This window comes from Pseudomonas sp. BMW13, assembly GCF_013357275.1.
Lineage (GTDB): Bacteria > Pseudomonadota > Gammaproteobacteria > Pseudomonadales > Pseudomonadaceae > Aquipseudomonas > Aquipseudomonas khazarica.
Genome location: NZ_SUKD01000035.1, coordinates 41,866 through 59,886 on the forward strand (window position 1 = coordinate 41,866; position 18,021 = coordinate 59,886).

8 protein-coding genes are annotated in these 18,021 nt (G+C 64.8%); 4 read left to right on the forward strand and 4 right to left on the reverse strand.

Annotated elements, in window-relative coordinates:
* Window positions 1–21: 21 nt before the first annotated feature.
* From E4487_RS22055 to E4487_RS22070, 4 genes are all read right to left on the reverse strand, one after another.
* Window positions 22–888, reverse strand: a complete 867-nt coding sequence (locus E4487_RS22055; RefSeq protein WP_037055669.1) for an ABC transporter substrate-binding protein — start codon at window positions 886–888, stop codon at window positions 22–24.
* Window positions 885–2,888 carry a Fe(3+)-hydroxamate ABC transporter permease FhuB gene (gene fhuB, locus E4487_RS22060; RefSeq protein WP_257229483.1) on the reverse strand — a complete coding sequence of 668 codons (2,004 nt, stop codon included), beginning with the start codon at window positions 2,886–2,888 and terminating at the stop codon, window positions 885–887. The genes E4487_RS22055 and fhuB overlap by 4 nt, the downstream gene beginning before the upstream one ends.
* Window positions 2,889–2,942: 54 nt before the next feature.
* The gene (locus tag E4487_RS22065) at window positions 2,943–3,692 is read right to left on the reverse strand and encodes a siderophore ferric iron reductase (RefSeq protein ID WP_175254405.1); all 750 of its coding nucleotides are present in this window, start codon (window positions 3,690–3,692) and stop codon (window positions 2,943–2,945) included.
* A 488-nt stretch (window positions 3,693–4,180) separates the two neighbouring features.
* The gene (locus E4487_RS22070; RefSeq protein WP_051800647.1) at window positions 4,181–4,717 is read right to left on the reverse strand and encodes an RNA polymerase factor sigma-70; all 537 of its coding nucleotides are present in this window, start codon (window positions 4,715–4,717) and stop codon (window positions 4,181–4,183) included.
* 317 nt (window positions 4,718–5,034) lie between these two features.
* Here E4487_RS22070 and E4487_RS22075 point away from each other — a divergent pair, with 317 nt between their 5' ends.
* The 4 genes from E4487_RS22075 to E4487_RS22090 form a co-directional block, all read left to right on the forward strand.
* Entirely contained in the window at window positions 5,035–5,253 is a 219-nt protein-coding gene (locus E4487_RS22075) for an MbtH family NRPS accessory protein (protein WP_152489134.1), read from the forward strand.
* Window positions 5,254–5,255: 2 nt separating this feature from the next.
* Window positions 5,256–5,987: a thioesterase II family protein gene (locus E4487_RS22080; RefSeq protein ID WP_047585738.1), complete on the forward strand. Its 732-nt coding sequence runs from the start codon at window positions 5,256–5,258 to the stop codon at window positions 5,985–5,987.
* 12 nt (window positions 5,988–5,999) lie between these two features.
* Window positions 6,000–6,971 (forward strand): TauD/TfdA family dioxygenase, encoded by a 972-nt coding sequence (locus tag E4487_RS22085; protein WP_037055677.1) that lies wholly within the window; start codon window positions 6,000–6,002, stop codon window positions 6,969–6,971.
* A 63-nt stretch (window positions 6,972–7,034) separates the two neighbouring features.
* Window positions 7,035–18,021 (forward strand): non-ribosomal peptide synthetase (locus E4487_RS22090; protein ID WP_175254406.1); only part of this gene is annotated, 10,987 nt, incomplete at its 3' end.

The following is an 18,021-nucleotide window of genomic DNA, read 5'->3' on the forward strand; positions in this document are numbered from 1 at the left end:
CCTGAACCCAGGCGGGGCTTTCTATTCAGCCGGCAGCTTCAGCAGCGCTTCGCTGATGGCTTGCGCCAGGTACTGCACGCTGAACACGCCGCCGTGAGTCCAGGTCGCGCGCATGCTGGTCAGGCGCTGCTGGCGCACGAATGGCATGGCCTGCCACAGCCGTGTGGTGAACAGACGCTCGTGCTGGGCGAAGGGTTCGATGTAGATCACCACGCCATCCTCGATGCTGCCGAGCTGGGTAACCGGCGCCTGGGTACTGCCCCAGCGGCTGACCGGTACCGCTTGCGCAGGCTGCAGGCCGAGCAGGGTCATGGCGTGCTGCGGTAGCGAATTGGGGCCGAAGATGTACACCTGGGTCGCTGACGCGAAGCGGATCAGGGTGACCTTGGGCAGTTCGCCCGCAAAGTGAACGAGCAACTGCTGGCGCAAGGCGTCGATGCGCTGTTGCATCTGGCGCAGGCGCCGGTTTGCCAGGTCGCTGCGTTGCAGGCGTGCGGCCAGATCCAGATAGTTGCTGCGCTGCAGCTCCAGGTTGTCCTGTTTCTGGGTGAAGTCGCCATAGCTCAGCACCGGCGCGATGCGCTCGAGGGGCGCGCGTATGTCTTCCAGCAACGGGGTGATCAGGATCAGCTCGGGGCGCAGCTGCGCCAGCCGTTCCAGATTCGGCTCGGTGCGACTGCCGGCGTTGACCACGTCGGCTGGCAGCGTCGGGCGTACCACCCAATCACGATAATCCGGAGCATCGGCCACCGTCAGCGGGGTGATACCCAGCTGCAGCAGGTGCTCGGCAGGTTCCCAGCTCAGTGCGGCAATACGCGGTTCGCCCGACAGGGCCAGTGGCGAGCAGGCGAGCAGGGGCAGGCACAGCAACAGGGTACGGCGCTTCATGACAGGCGTCTGTGCAGCAGAAGAAGGATGAAGTAGCTGCCGCAGAGTATCGATGCAACGATGCCCAGCGGGATCTGCAGCGGGAATATCAGGTTGCGGCCGATGGCATCGGCCAGCAGCATCAGCAGGCCACCAAGCAACGCGGCGAGCGGCAGTTGTTGCTGAACGCGCCGCGCACCGAGGGTCGCCGCCATGTGTGGTGCGAGCAGGCCAAGAAAACTCACCGGGCCGACGAGGCTGGTCACCAGGGCGCAGAGCAGGGCCACCAGCAACAGCAGCGCCAGGCGCGTTGCCGGCACATCCAAGCCGCGCCCGTGAGCGATGCCGTCTCCCGCCGTGAGCAGGTCCAGCGCGCGCTGCCAGAACAGGCTGAGACCGATCAGCAGGCTTACGCCGACCCCCAGCACGCAGGCTTGCAGCGCGCTGACGCGGTAGGTCGAGCCCGCCAGCCAGCCGAGCAGCGCCAGGGAGTCCGACGACCCCTGGCTGAGTGCCAGTTGCAGCGCAGTGTTGAGCAGGGCCGCGAGCGCCATGCCGACCAGCACCATCAATCCTGGCGAGTACTGCTGTTTGCGCCCCAGCAGCACCAGCGTCGCCAGGACCAGCAGGCAGCCGATGAATGCGGCAATCGGCGCAAGCAGCCAGAACAGCGCCTGCCCGAACAGCAGCAGGCTGATCATCACCACCAGCGCTGCGCCGGCGCTCAGGCCAAGAATGTCCGGGCTGGCCAGCGGGTTGTGCAACAGGCGCTGCAGCAACACGCCGGCGACGGCTAGGCCTGTGCCGGCGGCTGCCGCACTGAGCAAGCGCGGCCAGCGTAGCGACCACAGCACGTCCGATGGCCAGGCCAGCTGCCAGCCCTGAGGTTCAAGCTGCAGGCACAGGCCAAGCAGTGCAGTGAGTGCCGTGGCCGATGCCAGCAGCCACCAGGTACGACCGCTGCAGCGCTCGCGGCCCCGCGGCAGGTCCAGCGACTGCCTGGTTTCCGCAGCGCGCTGCTGCCGGGACAGCCAGAGCAGGGCCGGCGCGCCGACCAGCGCGGCAACCGCGCCTGTCGGTATCCGCTCGCCCAGCCAGCGGCTGAGCAGCAGCGCCATGGCGTCGCTGGCCAGTAGCACCAGCATGCCCAGCAAGGCGCTGTAGAGCAGCTCGTCGCGGGCCGTGCGTGCGCCGCACAGATGCGCCAGATTGGGAGCCAGCAGACCGATGAAGCCGATCAGGCCGACTGCGGTGATGGCTGCGGAAGTCATCCACAGTGAGGCGAGAAACAGCGTCAGTAGCGCTGGCCACAGATTCAGTCCGCGCCCCTGGGCGGCAGTGCCGCCCAGCTTGAGCAGGGTCAGCGCGCGCGGCGCCAGCCAGAGCAGCAACAGCCCCGGCAGCAGTTTGGGCCAGAGCCAGCTGACCCAGGACCAGTCGATCTGCCCCAGGTCGCCCGCGCCCCAGATGAACAGGCCGCGTGTCTGCTGCTGGTTGAGTATCAGCACGGCAATGGCCAGCGCACCGAGCAGCAGGTTCATGGCCATGCCCGCGAGTATCACCGGCAGGCCGGCGATGCCATCACGTCCGGCAATCAGCAGGACCAGCCCCACGCTCAGCAGCGCCCCGGCCAGTGCAGCCCAGTGACCTTGCACGGCAGCGAAGGCGGGGAAGGCCAGGCTGGCGACCAGCAGCCCGAGCCAGGCGCCGGACGCGGCACCTAGGGTCATGGGGGATACGAGGCGGTTCTGCGTCAGTTGCTGCAACAGGCTGCCGGACAGCCCCAGAGCCGCGCCCACCAGCAACGCCATGACCATGCGCGGCAGGCTGGCCAGGTGAAATTGCAAGGCGGTGAAGCTGTCGCCTTCGGGGAAGTTCAGCGTCCAGTGATCGAGGCTGAGATTGAGGTGCAGCAGGGCAATGAGCAACAGTCCGAGGAGCGTCAGAGCGTAGCGGCAAGCATCCGCCTTCAGCGGCCGGCAATCGTCGACCGGGTACTGTGCGCTGTCGACTTCAGCCAAATCGGGGCGCTCTGTTGTCACGAAGAGGGGCGTGCGCCGAGCCGCGTGCGAGCATCAGCAGACCAGCTCTTCGCGAAAACGCTGCAGGCGCTCGGCGGGTTTCAGTCTTGGACAGCCGGCACAGGGCTCGCCATCGGCGCGACGAAAGTGTTGGCAGCAGGCATTGCGCCCCAGTGCCAGGCACTGGCGACCGTCGTCCAGGCTGACTTCGATCAGCGGGCTCTTGCCTGGCAGTCCCAGTGCTTGCAGCCACTGTTCTTCCAGCTCGCGCAGCTGTGCATTGCCCAGGTTCTGGTGGCGTTGCAGCAGAAGCAGTGCCGCGCGGGCGCAGTCGGCGATCAGCAGGCGGGCCAGCTTGGGGTAGATGGTGGAGACGCTGTTGAACTCCTCGAGCTGATGTTCCAGCAGGTTCATCAGTCGTTCAGCTGCGTTCTCGACCAGTTTCCGGTCGCCTGTGCACAGCGCGCAATCAGGCGGAAGGTTGAAACCACCGACGAAGCCCTGCTGGATCGACTGCCCCATTCGCTTCAGGCAGGGCACACGGCGCTCCAGGTGAGCGGCCAGCAGGCTGAGGTAGATGGGTTGCCAGATCAGCAGGGTCCAGCAGCGGGTGGACCAGTAGTGTCGCCCGGCCTCGGGGTGGGCATGCTGCCAGTAGTCATGCAGCGCGGCGATGCGCTCCTGATTGCCCTGGCCTCCGCACAGGAACTGGTCGCTGCGCACGGGAGCCACGTTGCCGTTCAAGCCTGGCAGGCAGAGGGCGACGGACTTGAGCAGGGCGTCGAGGTCGGTGGCAGGGTGCATGGCGATCGAATCCGGAAGCTTCGCGAATGGAGCGCGTCGGCAGAAGAGGTCGGAATAATTTAGCAGTCAAATGCGAGTGATACAAATTATCATTTGCGTGCTTGGTGTGCGTCACGCACAAATAATGCCCTCGCCAGATGGGCCTTGGGGCCTGGGCGTACGGGCATTGGCGTTCAGAACACCACGTATTCCGCCTTCCTCGCAATTCTGTTTCATGGCTGCAAGCCCCGAAGTTTCTGGCGTTAGGTCAGAGCGGAACACCAGAAGCGTCAAGAACATCAGAATTTCCATGAGTAGGTTCGTCACGTCTCCAGCAGCCCTCTGGGGGTAGGTGCTGCGGGCTGGAAAGTCGGGATACGTTTGGGGGTATGCAATGAGTATCGAAATACTCAAGGCCAGTTATCACGAGGCCTTGATTGGCTATGCTCGATTCTGGCAGGGCCATCTGCCAGTCCCCAACAGGCGCGTCGGTTATCTTCCCCTTCCTTTCAGCGTGCCTTGCTTTCGATGCGCTTGAGCGCTTGCCGGCAGTGCAGCAGTGCATCACGCACCATGAAATTCACCAGGGTCGGTGAGACCCCCAGTTCCTTGGCAATGTCGTTCTGCGTCCGTCCGTGCAGTTTGTACATCTCGAAGGCGTAGCGAGTGCGCTCGGGCATCTGCGCCAAGGCCGAGGAGAGCATCTCCAAGGTCTCTCGACTCTCGTGGCTGGTCTCTGGTGAGGCTCCAGGGGCAGCGATATACAGGCCTTCTTCCTCGCTGCCGGCATAGCGTTTCTCCAGAGCCTGGCGGCGATAGAGGTCGATCGCCAGGTTACGCACCACGCGTAACAGGTAACTGCTCTGCGACTGGATGTTAGGGACCATGCTCGCGGCGCTGAGCTTGATATAGGCGTCGTGCACCACATCTTCGGCGTGGCTACGGCAGCCGAGGATGCGTGCCGCAGCGTTGATGAAGGTCTGCCTGCGGGTGACGAACAGGTCGTGCAGGGCCATATGCTGCTGGGGGGGGAGCGTCTTGGGCATGAGATGTTTCCTATGCGGCCAGAGCGTGATGGGCGTCCACATGGGGGAGATCTGACGCGAATCCATTGCGCGGGTCTTTCGCCCTGCCTGGCGGTTCCTGCGCCGGTATCGAGGTGGCCAAATCTAATGTAGTTGATAATTATTATCAAATCATACGTGGCCTCTGACTCGATCAAAAATCAAAACGTTCAGTCGGATGAGAATGCTTTCTCAAGTGGTGCGCATGATAATTAATCTCATGGGTTAATCCTAATTATTCGCTCCTCTCCTTCGTCTTCATCGGAAAGCCGCCCAACCCGGGCGAGAAGGAGGCAGAGATGGCATTCGATCGCGACGACGCGACATTCAAGGTTCTCGTCAATCACGAGCTGCAGTATTCCCTGTGGCCGGACGACAAGGCGGTGCCCGCTGGCTGGCGTGAGACGGAGCAGCGAGGCAGCAAGGCGGAGTGTCTGGACTACGTTGAGCGGGAGTGGGTCGACATGCGTCCACTGAGCTTGCGTCAGGTGATGAGCGGCGAGGCTGTGGAGCGGTGATGATGCCTGGCCGCCTGCACCTGTATTGCCTGCCGTATTCCGGTGCCAGCGCGATGGCCTATGCGCGTTGGCGTCGTTCATTGCCGGCTTCGGTCGAGGTGTTGCCGCTGGAGTTGCCAGGGCGTGGTCGGCGTTTCAATGAGCCATTGCAGACCGATATGTACGCGCTGGCCAAGCAGCTTGCGGCCGAGTTGAGCGAGTCGCTCAAGCAGCCCTACGCCCTGTTTGGTCACAGTCTCGGTGGCCTGCTGGCTTTCGAATTGGCCCATGCGCTGCGCCAGCTCGGCATGCCTGCCCCGCAGGCGCTGTTCGCTTCGGCGGCGTCGGCGCCGTCGCGCCGTGAGAGCCACCTCGAACTGGCGCAAGAGCAGAGCGATGAGCAGCTGCTACTGCGCCTGCGGTCCCTGGGGGGAACGCCAGCAGCCGTATTTGACGATGCGGAGATGCTCAGCCTGACCCTGCCGGTGTTGCGCGCCGATTTTCTGCTGTGTGGCCGTTATCGCTACTACCGCCGTGCGCGGCTCGGTTGCCCGATCCATGTACTTGGCGGCAAGGCGGATCGCGTATCGATGGATGCGCTGGCGGCCTGGCAGGACGAAACCGCCGATGACTTCTCTCTGGAGATGTTCGAGGGCGATCATTTTTTCATCAACGCCTGCGAACAGCAGTTGCTCGAATACATGTTCGGCAAGCTGCGTGAGAGTGGGCGGGATCTCCGGGCTATCGAGGCCTGAGAGGAGCATGCGATGACTTTCTTCTCCATAAAGCCTTTGCCTGAGTCGCGTGAGGGTTTACCGCTGCTGGTGCAGGCTGAGGACGGAATCGACCTGCTGGCGAGCCAGCAGGAGCTGCGCGAGCTGATCGATCAACACCTTGAACGCTGTGGTGGAGTGCTATTGCGCGGTTTTGCGGTGGGCGAAGCCGAGCGTTTTCGTGCGTTCGCCGCCGCATTCGGCGACCCGCTGTTGAACTACGAATTCGGCTCCACGCCGCGCAGTAACGTGACCGCTGGCGTCTACACCTCTACCGAGTATCCGCCGCATCAACATATTCCGCTGCACAACGAGCAGGCCTACACCCGCGAGTGGCCGATGCGTATCTGGTTCTACTGCATGCAGGCCGCGCAGAGTGGAGGGGAGACGCCCATCGCAGACAGTCGGGTGGTCTACCGTCAGGTCGGTGAGACGATTCGCCGACGCTTCAGCGAGCGTGGGCTGATGTACGTGCGTAACTACGGCAATGGTCTGGACGTTGCCTGGGAACAGGTGTTCAACAGCAGTGATCGTGCGGTGGTCGAGGCCTACTGCCGGGCTCACCAGATCGAATGCGAATGGAAGGAGGACGGTGAACTGCGCACTCGCCAGCTCTGTCAGGCCGTGGCCCGTCATCCACGCACGGGTGACTGGGTGTGGTTCAACCAAGCGCATCTGTTCCACGTCTCCAACCTGCCCGTCGAGGTGCGCGAAAGCCTGCTGGAAATCGTCGACGAAGAGGACCTGCCGCGCAATGTCTATTACGGCGATGGCAGCCCGATCGAGGAGTCCCTGCTCGATGACATCCGCGGCGTATTGGCCGAAGCGACGGTCAGCTTTCCTTGGTGCAGCGGCGATGTGCTGATGCTCGACAACATGCTGACTGCTCATGCGCGCACGCCTTTCAGTGGCCCGCGCAAGGTCATTGTGGCCATGGCGCAAGGCCATGGCCTGGATCTGCTCTGAGCACCCGAATATTCCATTTCACACGGCGGGTGCAGTGCACCCATCGCGATTCAAGGTGATGCCATGAATGATCGTTACGACGCTGCCACCAACCTGGTTGAGGCGCTCGTCCAGCGTGCCGCTGAAACGCCGCGCGATATCGCTCTGCGTTTTATCGCTGAAGGGGTGGACGAAGCACTGACCTACCGTGCACTGGATGAGCGCGCACGTGATTTGGCTGTCTGGTTGCTGCAGCATGGCCAACCCGGTGATCGCGCCGTTTTGCTGATGCACAGCAGCACGGAATACGTGGTTTCCTTCTTTGCTTGCCTGTATGCCGGCATCATCGCTGTGCCGGCGTATCCGCCCGAGTCCGTTAGGCCGCAGCACCTGGCGCGTTTGCAGGCCATTCTCGGTGACGCCGAGCCGAGCCTGGTGCTCACCGATTCCAGTTTGTTGGACGCCCTGCGTCCGGCCTGTCAGGTTGTCGGTGGTGCCACGCCGCAGCTGCTTGCCGTTGACCACACGCCGGGCGGTCTGGGCCTGGCATGGCAGATGCCGGAGCTGAGTGATGCGCATATCGCCTTCCTGCAATACACCTCGGGTTCCACCTCTACACCAAAGGGGGTGCAGGTCAGCCATGGCAACCTGCTAGCTAACGAGCGGTTGATTCGCCATGGCCTGGGTATCTGTGCCGATGACGTGATGGTCAGCTGGCTGCCGCTGTTTCACGACATGGGGCTGATCGGTGGTTTGCTGCAGCCGATCTACAGCGGTATTCCCTGTGTGTTGATGTCGCCGCGCTACTTCCTCGAGCGTCCGCGCCGCTGGTTGGAGGCCATCTCCCGTTACGGCGGTACGGTCAGTGGTGGCCCGGATTTCGCCTACCGGCTGTGCTGCGAGCGCATCGGTGAGGGCGCCATGGAGGGGCTTGATCTGAGCCGCTGGCGCCTGGCTTTCTCCGGCTCCGAACCGATTCGTCCGGACACCCTGGAGCGCTTCGCTACCACCTTCGCGCGGGTTGGGTTCGATGCCGATGCGCTCTATGCCTCCTACGGCCTCGCCGAGGCGACCCTGTTCGTTGCCGGTGGCCAACGCGGTAAAGGTATCGGTTTGCTGGAGGTGGATCCGACGGCACTGGCCAGTAACCTGGGACGCCCCGGCCGCGGCACCTTGCTGGTCAGCTGCGGGCACCTGCAGCCCGAGCATGAGGTGCAACTGGTCGATCCGCACAGCGGCGCATCTCTGGGGCCTGGGCAGGTTGGCGAGATCTGGAGCAGTGGCCCCAGCGTCGCGCTGGGCTATTGGCGCAACCCCGAGGCCAGTGAGCGTGCTTTCGTCGAGCGCGATGGGCGCGTCTGGCTGCGTACCGGCGACCTGGGCTTCCTGCACAACGATGAGCTGTACGTCACCGGGCGGCTCAAGGACATGATCATCGTGCGTGGCCAGAACCTCTACCCGCAGGATCTGGAACGCTGTGTCGAAGAAGAAGTGGATGTGGTGCGCAAGGGCCGTATCTCTGCATTCGCTGTGGAGCACAACGGTCGCGAGGGGATCGGTATAGCCGCCGAGATTGGCCGCAGTGTGCGCAAGTTGATACCGGCTGCCGCGCTGATCAAGGCTATCTCGGCGGCCGTCGCCGACAGTTTCCAGGAAGCACCGCTGCTCGTGGCGCTGCTGGAACCGGGCGCGTTGCCAAAGACTTCCAGCGGCAAGCTGCAGCGCTCTGCATGCCGCCAGCAATTGGCTGATGGCACCTTGTCGGCTTACGCGGTACAGCGTGCCGGGCAACTGGTGGAAGGCGATCGGGTGAACACTGCTCGGCTGAGCGAGGCGGAGCAGGCCATGGCTGCTCTCTGGTGCGAGGTGCTGCAGGTGGAGGCGGTCGAACGTGACGATCACTTCTTTGTCCTCGGTGGTGATTCGGTGCGGGCGACCCAGTTACTGGCACGCCTGCGTGAGCGTCATGGCCGCGCAGTGGAGCCGCGCCTGCTGTTCGAGGCGCCGGTGTTGGGCGCTTTCGTCGCTGCGCTGGCCAGTCATGTTGTCGATACACCGGCCTGCGCCGAAGTGACCTGTCTGGATCGCCATGGCACGCTGCCGCTGTCGCCGGCCCAGCGCCGTCTTTGGTTCCTCTGGAAGCTGGAGCCGCACAGCCCGCTGTACCACATCGCCGGTGGTCTGACGGTGCGCGGCGAGCTGAATGTCGACGCAGTGCAACAGGCATTCGTCGATCTGCAATTGCGTCACGAGACGCTGCGCAGCCGTTTCGTCGAGGACAGTGATGGCGAAGTTCGCCTGCACCTGACCGACGCCGCGCCGGTGCCGTTCAGTCAGATCGATCTGAGTGGTCAGCCGAGCACTGCCGAGGGCGACGCGCTGCAATTCGCTGCCGAAACCTTCGATCTGGTCAGCGGCCCGTTGCTACGTCTGCGTCTGCAGCACCTGGGCGAAGGCCGTCAGGCGCTGCTGCTCTGCATGCACCACATCATCTCCGATGGCGCCTCGCTGAATCTGCTGTTGGAGGAGTTTTCGGCGTGCTATGCGGCGCGTCTGCAAGGTGAGGTTGCGCAGCTACCGCAGTTGAGCCATCAGTACGTCGATATCACCGCCGCTCAGCAGCAGGTACTGGACGGTGGAGCGAGCGCACGACTGCTGCAGTGGTGGCGCACATACCTTGGGCAGGAACATCCGCCGCTTGAGTTGCCATACACCTTGGTCGACACGACTCGCCAGAGTGGACGTCGTGCCGGCTTCATCGAGCAGCGTCTCGACGATGTCTTGAGCGGGGAGTTGCGTCAGCTGGCCCAGCAGCACGGTGTGACCTTGGCCATGCTGTTGCTGGCGGCGTTCAACCTGTTGTTGCAGCGCTTCACCGGCCAGCAGGATCTGCGCATCGGTCTTACCCAGGCCGGGCGTGAACAGCTCGCCAGCGAACGTCTGGTTGGGTTCTTCGTCAATCTGCTGGTGTTGCGCTGCGACCTTTCGACCAACCCGAGCCTGAGTGCGCTGTTGCGCCAGGTGCGTGATGGGCTGCTGGATGCCCAGGCTCATCAGGATCTGCCGTTCGAGCAACTGGTGCAGGCGTTGCAGCCAGATCGCAGTCACGGTCGCCATCCACTCTGCCAGGTGGCGTTCGACCATCAGGTACGGGGAACGGTGGCATTGCAGGGGCTGAACGTGGAAAGCCTGCGTCAGATCGATCTGGAAACCCCCTTCGACCTGGTGTTGCGTGTACGCGAGAGCCAGGCCGGCCTCGAGCTGAGCTTCTGCTACGCTGCCGAGCGCTATCGTGCTACCGGTATGGCGTGCATGGCCGAGCAGTTCCTCGCGCTGCTGCGCGCACTGCCGAAGCAGCCGGCGGATGCGCCGTTGCAGGCGGGTGCCTGGCTCGACGAAGCGCTGTGGCGCCGTGCAGTACCGGCCAGTGCTGAGGCTTTCGAGCCGCTGGCGACGGTTATCGCAGCCCAGGCTGCCGCCCAGCCGGAGGCCATCGCGCTGCAGGATGAGCAACGCAGCCTGAGCTTCGCTGAACTGGATGCGCGCGCCAACCGCCTGGCCCAGGCTCTGGTCGCGGCGGGTGTCGGCCCCGAGGCACGGGTTGGCGTGGCCTTGCCGCGCGGCGTGGATATTCCGCTGGCCCTGTTGGCCGTGATGAAGGCCGGCGGCGCCTATGTGCCGCTGGATGTGGATCATCCCCGCGAACGCCTGGCCTGGCTGATCGAGGATGCCGGTATCGGCTGGTTGATCAGTCAGTCAGCGCTGGCCGAGCACCTGCCGATTGGCGATTCGGTGCAGCGCCTGGATCTAGACCGTTTCGATGATGCCGCCTGGCCGGCGCAATGCCCCGCTTCACGGGTTCACCCGGCCAACCTGGCCTATCTGATCTACACCTCCGGCTCCACTGGCCAGCCCAAGGGCGTTGCTGTAGCGCATGGCGAAATCGCCGCACACTGCCGCGCCATCGGTGAGCGTTATGCGATGCGACCGAGTGACCGCGAGCTGATCTTCATGTCGTTTGCTTTCGATGGGGCTCACGAGCGTTGGCTAACTGCACTGAGCCACGGCGCCAGTCTGCTGATCCGCGGTGCTGCGTTGTGGACGCCGGAGCAGACCCTGGAACGCCTCAAGCTGCATCAGGTGACGGTTGCGGCCTTCCCGCCGGCCTTCCTGCAGCAACTGGCCGAACAGGCGGCACGCCTTGGCCATGCGCCGAGCATGCGCATCTATTGCTTCGGTGGTGACGCGGTGCCTGAGGCAGCATTCGAATTGGCGCGGCGCAGCCTCAAGGCGGAACACCTGATCAATGGCTATGGGCCTACCGAAACGGTGGTCACGCCCCTGTTGTGGAAGGCCGATGCTACCAGCCGTTGTGGTGCCGCTTATGCGCCCATCGGCGAGGCAGTGGGCGCTAGAGACCTGTACGTACTCGACGAGCACCTGCAACCGCTGCCGCGCGGTGTGGTCGGCGAGTTGTACATCGGCGGTGAGTTGCTGGCGCGCGGTTATCACCAGCGTCCTGGGATGACCGCCGAGCGCTTCGTCGCCGATCCCTTCGGCATGACGGGTGGGCGTCTCTACCGTACCGGCGACCGTGTGCGTTGGCGTGAAGATGGCTCGTTCGATTACCTCGGGCGCGTCGATCAGCAAGTCAAGATTCGCGGCTTCCGTATCGAGCCCGGCGAGATCGAAGCACGCCTGCGCACGCTCGATGGGGTCAGCGAAGCGGCCGTGGTCTGTCGCGACGGCATGGCAGGGCGCCGGCTGGTGGCCTACGTGGCGCCGCTGCAGGCGACCGAAGCGCTCAAGACGGCGCTGCGCGAGCAACTGCCCGAGTACATGGTGCCCACGCAGATCATCGCGCTGGCTCAGTTGCCGCTGAACGTCAATGGCAAGATCGACCGCAAGGCCTTGCCCGAAGTGGCGGACGTCAATGACGACTACAGCGCGCCACGCGAGGGCCTGGAAAGCCAGCTTGCAGCGCTTTGGGCCGAGTTGCTCGAGCTGCCGCGAGTCGGCCGTGAGGATGATTTCTTCGAACTCGGTGGTCATTCGCTGCTGGCGACCCGGCTGGTATCGCGGATTCGCCAACTCCTCGCCGTCGAGTGTCCGCTGCCGATGATCTTCGAGGCCTCGCGGCTGGATGCCTTTGCCGCCGCTGTGGCGACGCTTGGCGAGCGCGACAGCCGCCCGCCATTGCGCACTGTGCCACGTGATGGCGCGCTACCGCTGTCCCCGGCGCAGGCGCGCCTGTGGTTCTTCTGGCAGATGGAACCGCACAGTGCTGCCTACAATGTCCCTGGCGCCCTGCGCCTGCGCGGCGCGCTGGACGAGGGCGCGTTGCGCCAGGCATTCGCGGCATTGATGGCGCGTCACGAGACACTGCGCACCACCTTCGACGAGCGTGAGGGCGAGCCGTGCCAGGTCATCCATGCGCGGCTGGAACTGCCCATGGTGCGCCTGGATCTGTCCGCCCACGGCGATGCCGAGGCCCAGGCGCATCGCCTGGCCGAAGAGGAAGCCGGGCGCCCGTTCGACCTGCGTGACGGCCCGCTGCTGCGTCTGACGCTGCTGCGCCTGGCCGCGGAGGATCATGTACTGCTGTTGACCCTGCACCATATCGTCTCCGACGGTTGGTCGATCCGTGTGCTGATGGATGAATTCGCCGCGCTGTACAGTGCCGCGCTGGTAGGCAACCAGGCGGCGCTGCCGGCGCTGCCGGTGCAGTACGCCGACTACGCCCAGTGGCAGCGTAGCCTGCTCGCCGATGGCGAGGGTGAGCGACAACTGGCCTGGTGGGTGCAGCAACTGGGGCATGACAATCCGCGTCTCGACCTGGCATGCGACCGCCCGCGTCCGGCGCAGCAGAGCTACCGTGGCGGCAGTCTCAGTTTCGAGCTGGATGCGGCGCTGAGCGAGCGCCTGAGGGCGTTGGCGCGCAGCCACGACGTCACCTTGTTCATGTTGCTGCTGGGCGCCTATGGCGTCTTGCTGCGCAGTTGCAGTGGCCAGGCTGATCTGCGTGTCGCGGTGCCGGTCGCCAACCGCCAGCAACTGGAAACCGAGGGGCTGATCGGCTTCTTCGTCAACACCCTGGTCTACCCCTGCCGAGTCGATGTGCAGGCTTCCTTCAGCGATCTGCTGGCTGCGCTCAAGCCGTTGGCACTGGGTGCCCAGGCACATCAGGATGTGCCCTTCGAGCAACTGGTCGAGGCGCTGCAACCGGAGCGCAGTCTGGCCTGGAACCCTCTGGCGCAGGTCAAGTTCAACTTCGGCTTCGACGTCAGCCGCCTGCCGGATGCCGGCCCGCTGAAACTGCAACTGTTCAGTGAAGAGCAGTACGGTGCGCGTTTCGATCTGGCCCTGGACATGGCCGAGGCCAGCGAGGATGGCCATCTGCGCGGCAGCTTCGTCTTTGCCCAGGATCTGTTCGACGTCAGCACGGTGGCACGCATCGTCGCTACCTTCACCTGGCAACTGGAACAACTCTGTGCCCGGCCATCCGAGCCACTCGAACAACTGACTCTGGTCCCAGCCGAACTGCGTTCGGAACTGGCCGGCGAGCGCCGCCCGTGGCCGTCCGCTGATGTGCTGCAGTTGTTCAATCGACAGTGCATGGCACGCCCGGGCGAAATGGCAGTCGAGGCCTGGGATGGTCAATACCGTTATGCTGAGCTGGACGCCGCGGCCAACCGTTTGGCCAATGCCTTGCGCGCCCGGGGAGTCGGCCCGGGTGAGCGCGTCGCGCTCTGCCAGGCGCGCGGTGCACGCTGGCTGCTGATGCTTCTGGGGGTGCTGAAGTCAGGTGCTGCCTACGTGCCGTTCGATCCGGCATTGCCGAGTACGCGTCTGCAGCAACTACTGGCCGAGAGTGGGGCGCGCTGCGTGCTGGTGAGCGAGCGTGAAACTGCGGCGCTCTTCCCGGATCAGGCAATCCTGGTCGAGGCCGGAGGGCCGTCGGACTTTGCAGCGCAGGCGCCTGCCGTGGTCATCGACGCGGCCAGTCCGGCCTATGTGATCTTCACTTCCGGCTCCACGGGGCAGCCCAAAGGCGTAGTGGTTAGCCACGGTGCCCTGGCCAACTACGTGCAGGGCGCGCTGACACGGTTGGACAGCCAGCCCGGGGAGGGCTGGGCGATGGTGTCGTCGGTGGCGGCCGATCTCGGCCATACCAGCCTGTTCGGTGCGCTATGCAGTGGTGGGCGGTTGTGCCTGGCCAGCGCCGAGGAGGTGGCCGATGCCGAGCGTTTCGCCGCCTTCATTCAGGCTCGTGCCGTCGCCGTGCTGAAGATCGTGCCCAGCCATCTCAGCGGCCTGTTGGCCGCCGCGCCGCAGCCGGTCGAGGTCTTGCCGCTGCGCCTGCTGGTGCTCGGCGGCGAAGCCTGCGGTGCACCACTGCTGGCGCGTGTGCGTGAGCTGGCGCCAGGTTTGCGGGTGGTCAACCACTATGGCCCAAGTGAAACCACCGTGGGTGTGCTGACCCATGAGTGGCGCATCGGTGAGTCCTTGCCGCAGGGCAATCTAGCTATCGGTCGGGCGCTGCCCAATAGTCGGGTGCGGGTGGTCGACGAGCAGCTCGCCAGCCTGCCACTTGGCGTGCCGGGTGAGCTGCTGATCGCCGGTGCCGGTCTGGCCGACGGCTATCTGGGCCTGCCGCAGCTGACAGCGGAGCGTTTTATCCATCTTGAGGATGAGCGCTATTACCGCAGTGGCGACCGCGTGCGCCTGCGTGCCGATGGTGAGATCGAATTCCTCGGTCGCCTCGACGAACAGGTGAAAATCCGCGGTTATCGGGTGGAGCCGGCCGAGCTGGCGCAGGTGCTCAAGCGTCTGCCGGGTGTGCATGATGCTCTGGTGCTGGCCGAGAGCGCGGGCGATGGGCCCTTGCGCTTGCTGGCCTGGTGTGTGGCCGATGGAGAGGCCGAAGCGCTGCGCCAGGAGTTGGCAGCCCAGGTGCCGGACTATCTGCTGCCGGCGCAACTGATGCTGCTACCGGCCTTACCGTTGACTGCCAATGGTAAGGTCGATCGCCAGGCACTGCCGCGTCCGGACATGGCTGGCAAACCGTGCGAGGAGGTGCCGCTGAGCGAACTGGAAAGCCAGTTGGCGACGATCTGGCAGGCGGTGCTCAAGGTCGAACGGGTCGGGGCCGAAGACAACTTCTTCGAGTTGGGTGGTGATTCCATCCTCAGCCTGCAGATCATCGCGCGCATCCGCAAACTGGGTTTCAAGCTCAGTCCCAAGCAGTTGTTCGAGCGGCAGACCGTGCGGCAACTGGCGCAGTGGCTGCAGGCACGCGAGGTGTCGGAAGTCGCCACGACGCCTGCCACCGTCAACGCACCGCCCGCCAGTGGCGCGCCGCTGGCCCCGGTGCAGGCTCGCTTCTTCGAGCGTGTACCGGCTGTGCTGCGCAACCACTGGAATCAGGCGATCCTGCTGGAGGCCAGCGAGCCGCTGGATCTCACTGCACTGGAGCGTGCGCTGCATGTCTTGCTGCAATGCCACCCGGCGTTGCGTCTGCGTTTGGATGGTGAGCAAGCGCGTCTGCGTATCGCTGACATGGGGGCACTCGACCTGACGCTGCTCTGGCGCCGCCATGCAACTGATCGGCAGACGCTCGAGCGCCTGTGTGACGAAGCCCAGCGCAGCCTGGATCTGCGTAATGGCCCATTGCTGCGTGCCATGCACGTCGGCCTGGACGAGGGCGGCGAGCGCCTGTTGCTGGTGATTCATCACCTAGCGGTGGATGGCGTCTCCTGGCGGGTGCTGCTGGAAGATCTGCACGCCGCCTATGGTGCTATTCGCGCGGGGCAGCCAGCTGTATTGCCGGCCGAAGGCGACCCGCATGCCGTCTGGGCTGCCCGCCAGCAGGCGCTGGCGACGAGTCCGGCACTGGACGCCGAAATGCCGTACTGGCTGGCGCAACTGGCCGATGCCCCGGCAATTCCCCAGGCCGATGGCCACGCGGCGGCCACCTGGCGCGAGGCTCGGCAGCGCCACATTGCTCTGGACCGCGATGCCACCTCCGAACTTCTTGGTCCGGTCCTGGCCGCTCAGCGCCTGCGCATCAATGACGTCCTGCTGACGGCTGTCGGTCGCGCCTTGTGCAACTGGACGGGGAGCGAGGAGGCCCTGCTGGAAGTGGAGGGCCATGGCCGTGATGCCTTCGATGACGGCGAACCTCTGGAGCTGTCGCGCACCGTTGGCTGGTTCACCTGCCTTTACCCGCTGCGCCTGCGCCCGACCGGCGAACCGGGTGAGGCACTGCGTGCGGTTAAGGAAAGCATCCGTGGTGTGCCTCGAGCCGGCATCGGCTATGGCGTGCTGCGCCACCTGAGCAAGCATGGTCTGGAGCTGAGTGCAGCGGGGCAGGCGCGTGTCACCTTCAACTACCTGGGGCAGTTCGACCAGCAATTCGATGGCGATTCTGTGCTGCGCCCTGCCAGTGAATCGGCAGGTCATAGCCAGCCGCAGAATGCCCCGCTGGGCAACTGGCTGGTGATCAATGGTCGCATCCTGGGCGGGCGTCTGGAGTTGGAGCTGACCTACAGCCAGGCCATGTTCCCGGCCGAGGCGATCGATGCCCTGGTACAGGGACTGGAGGATTCGCTGCACGAGCTGCTGGCCCATGTGCGCATCGCCACGCCGCGTCTGTCGCCGAGCGACGTGCCGTTGGCTGGCCTGGACCAGGCGACGCTGGACAGTCTCGATCTACCCGTGAGTGATCTGGACGATCTCTATCCGTTGTCGCCCATGCAGCAGGGACTGTTGTTCCATGCGCTCGACATGCCGGGCTCCGGTCTTTACGTCAATCAGTTGCGGGTCGACCTGGAGGGGCTGGATGCACCGCGTTTCATCGCCGCGTGGCAGCAGGTTGTGGCGCGTCATGCCGTGCTGCGCAGCGGCTTCGTGCTCACCGAAGCGGGTGTGCCGTTGCAGTTCGTGTTGCGTCATGCCGAGCTACCGGTACGTGAACACGACTGGCGCACGCAGGCCGCCGAGCCCGAAGCACTGGATGCGCTGGCCGCGGCCGAGCGTGCCGAAGGCTTCGACCTCGCTATGCCGCCGCTGCAGCGTCTGACTCTGGTGCGCCTGGGTGAGCGCCGCTACCACCTGCTGTGGACCTGCCACCACCTGATCTCCGACGGCTGGAGCAGCGCTCGGCAAGTGGGTGAGGTGCTGGCACTCTACCGGGGTGAAACGCTGCCGGCGCAGTTCGGCCAGTACCGCGACTACATCAACTGGCTGCAGACTCGGGACGCCGCCGCCGGTGAGCGCTTCTGGCGCGAGCGCCTGGTCTCGTTCGACGAACCGACCCTGCTGGCTGGTGCGTTGGGGCATGCTGCCGCAGAGCCTGCGCGTGAGGTGCACGGCCGTTTGAGCGCCGAGCTGACCCGTGGTCTGCAGCAATTTGCCCAGGCCCAGCGTGTGACTCTCAACACCCTGTTGCAGGGTGCCTGGCTGCTGCTTCTACGGCGCTACACCGGGCAGGCGAGACCCTGCTTCGGCGCCACCGTCGCCGGGCGTCCGGCTGAGCTACCGAGTGCACAGAGCCTGCTCGGTCTGTTCATCAATACCTTGCCGATTGCCCATGAAATCCAGCCGCAATGGGCCGTTGGCGACTGGTTGCGAGATCTGCAAGCGCTCAACCTGCACGTTCGCGAGTTCGAGCACAGCCCGTTGCACGATATCCAGCGCTGGGCCGGGAAGCCGGGCCAGGCGTTGTTCGACAGCATTCTGGTGTTCGAGAATTTCCCCATGGACAGTGCGCTTGCTGGCGGCGGTGACAGCCTGCGCGTACTCGGCCAGCGCCCGGTCGAGAGCACCCATTTCGCCCTGGCCCTGGTGGCCAGTGCTGACGAGTGCCTGGATATCCGTTACGCCTACCGTGCCGACCGCCTGGCGTCCAGTCAGGTGGAGCGCCTGCGTGAGCACTTCGAGCGCTTGCTGCTGGCGATGGCCGAGAGTGCCGAGCGCCGTCTGGGGGATTTGCCGATGCTGGCAGGCGCGGAGCGCGAGCAACTGCTTGGTGGCTGGAACGCCACCGAGGCGGCGTTCCCCGATGGTGTGC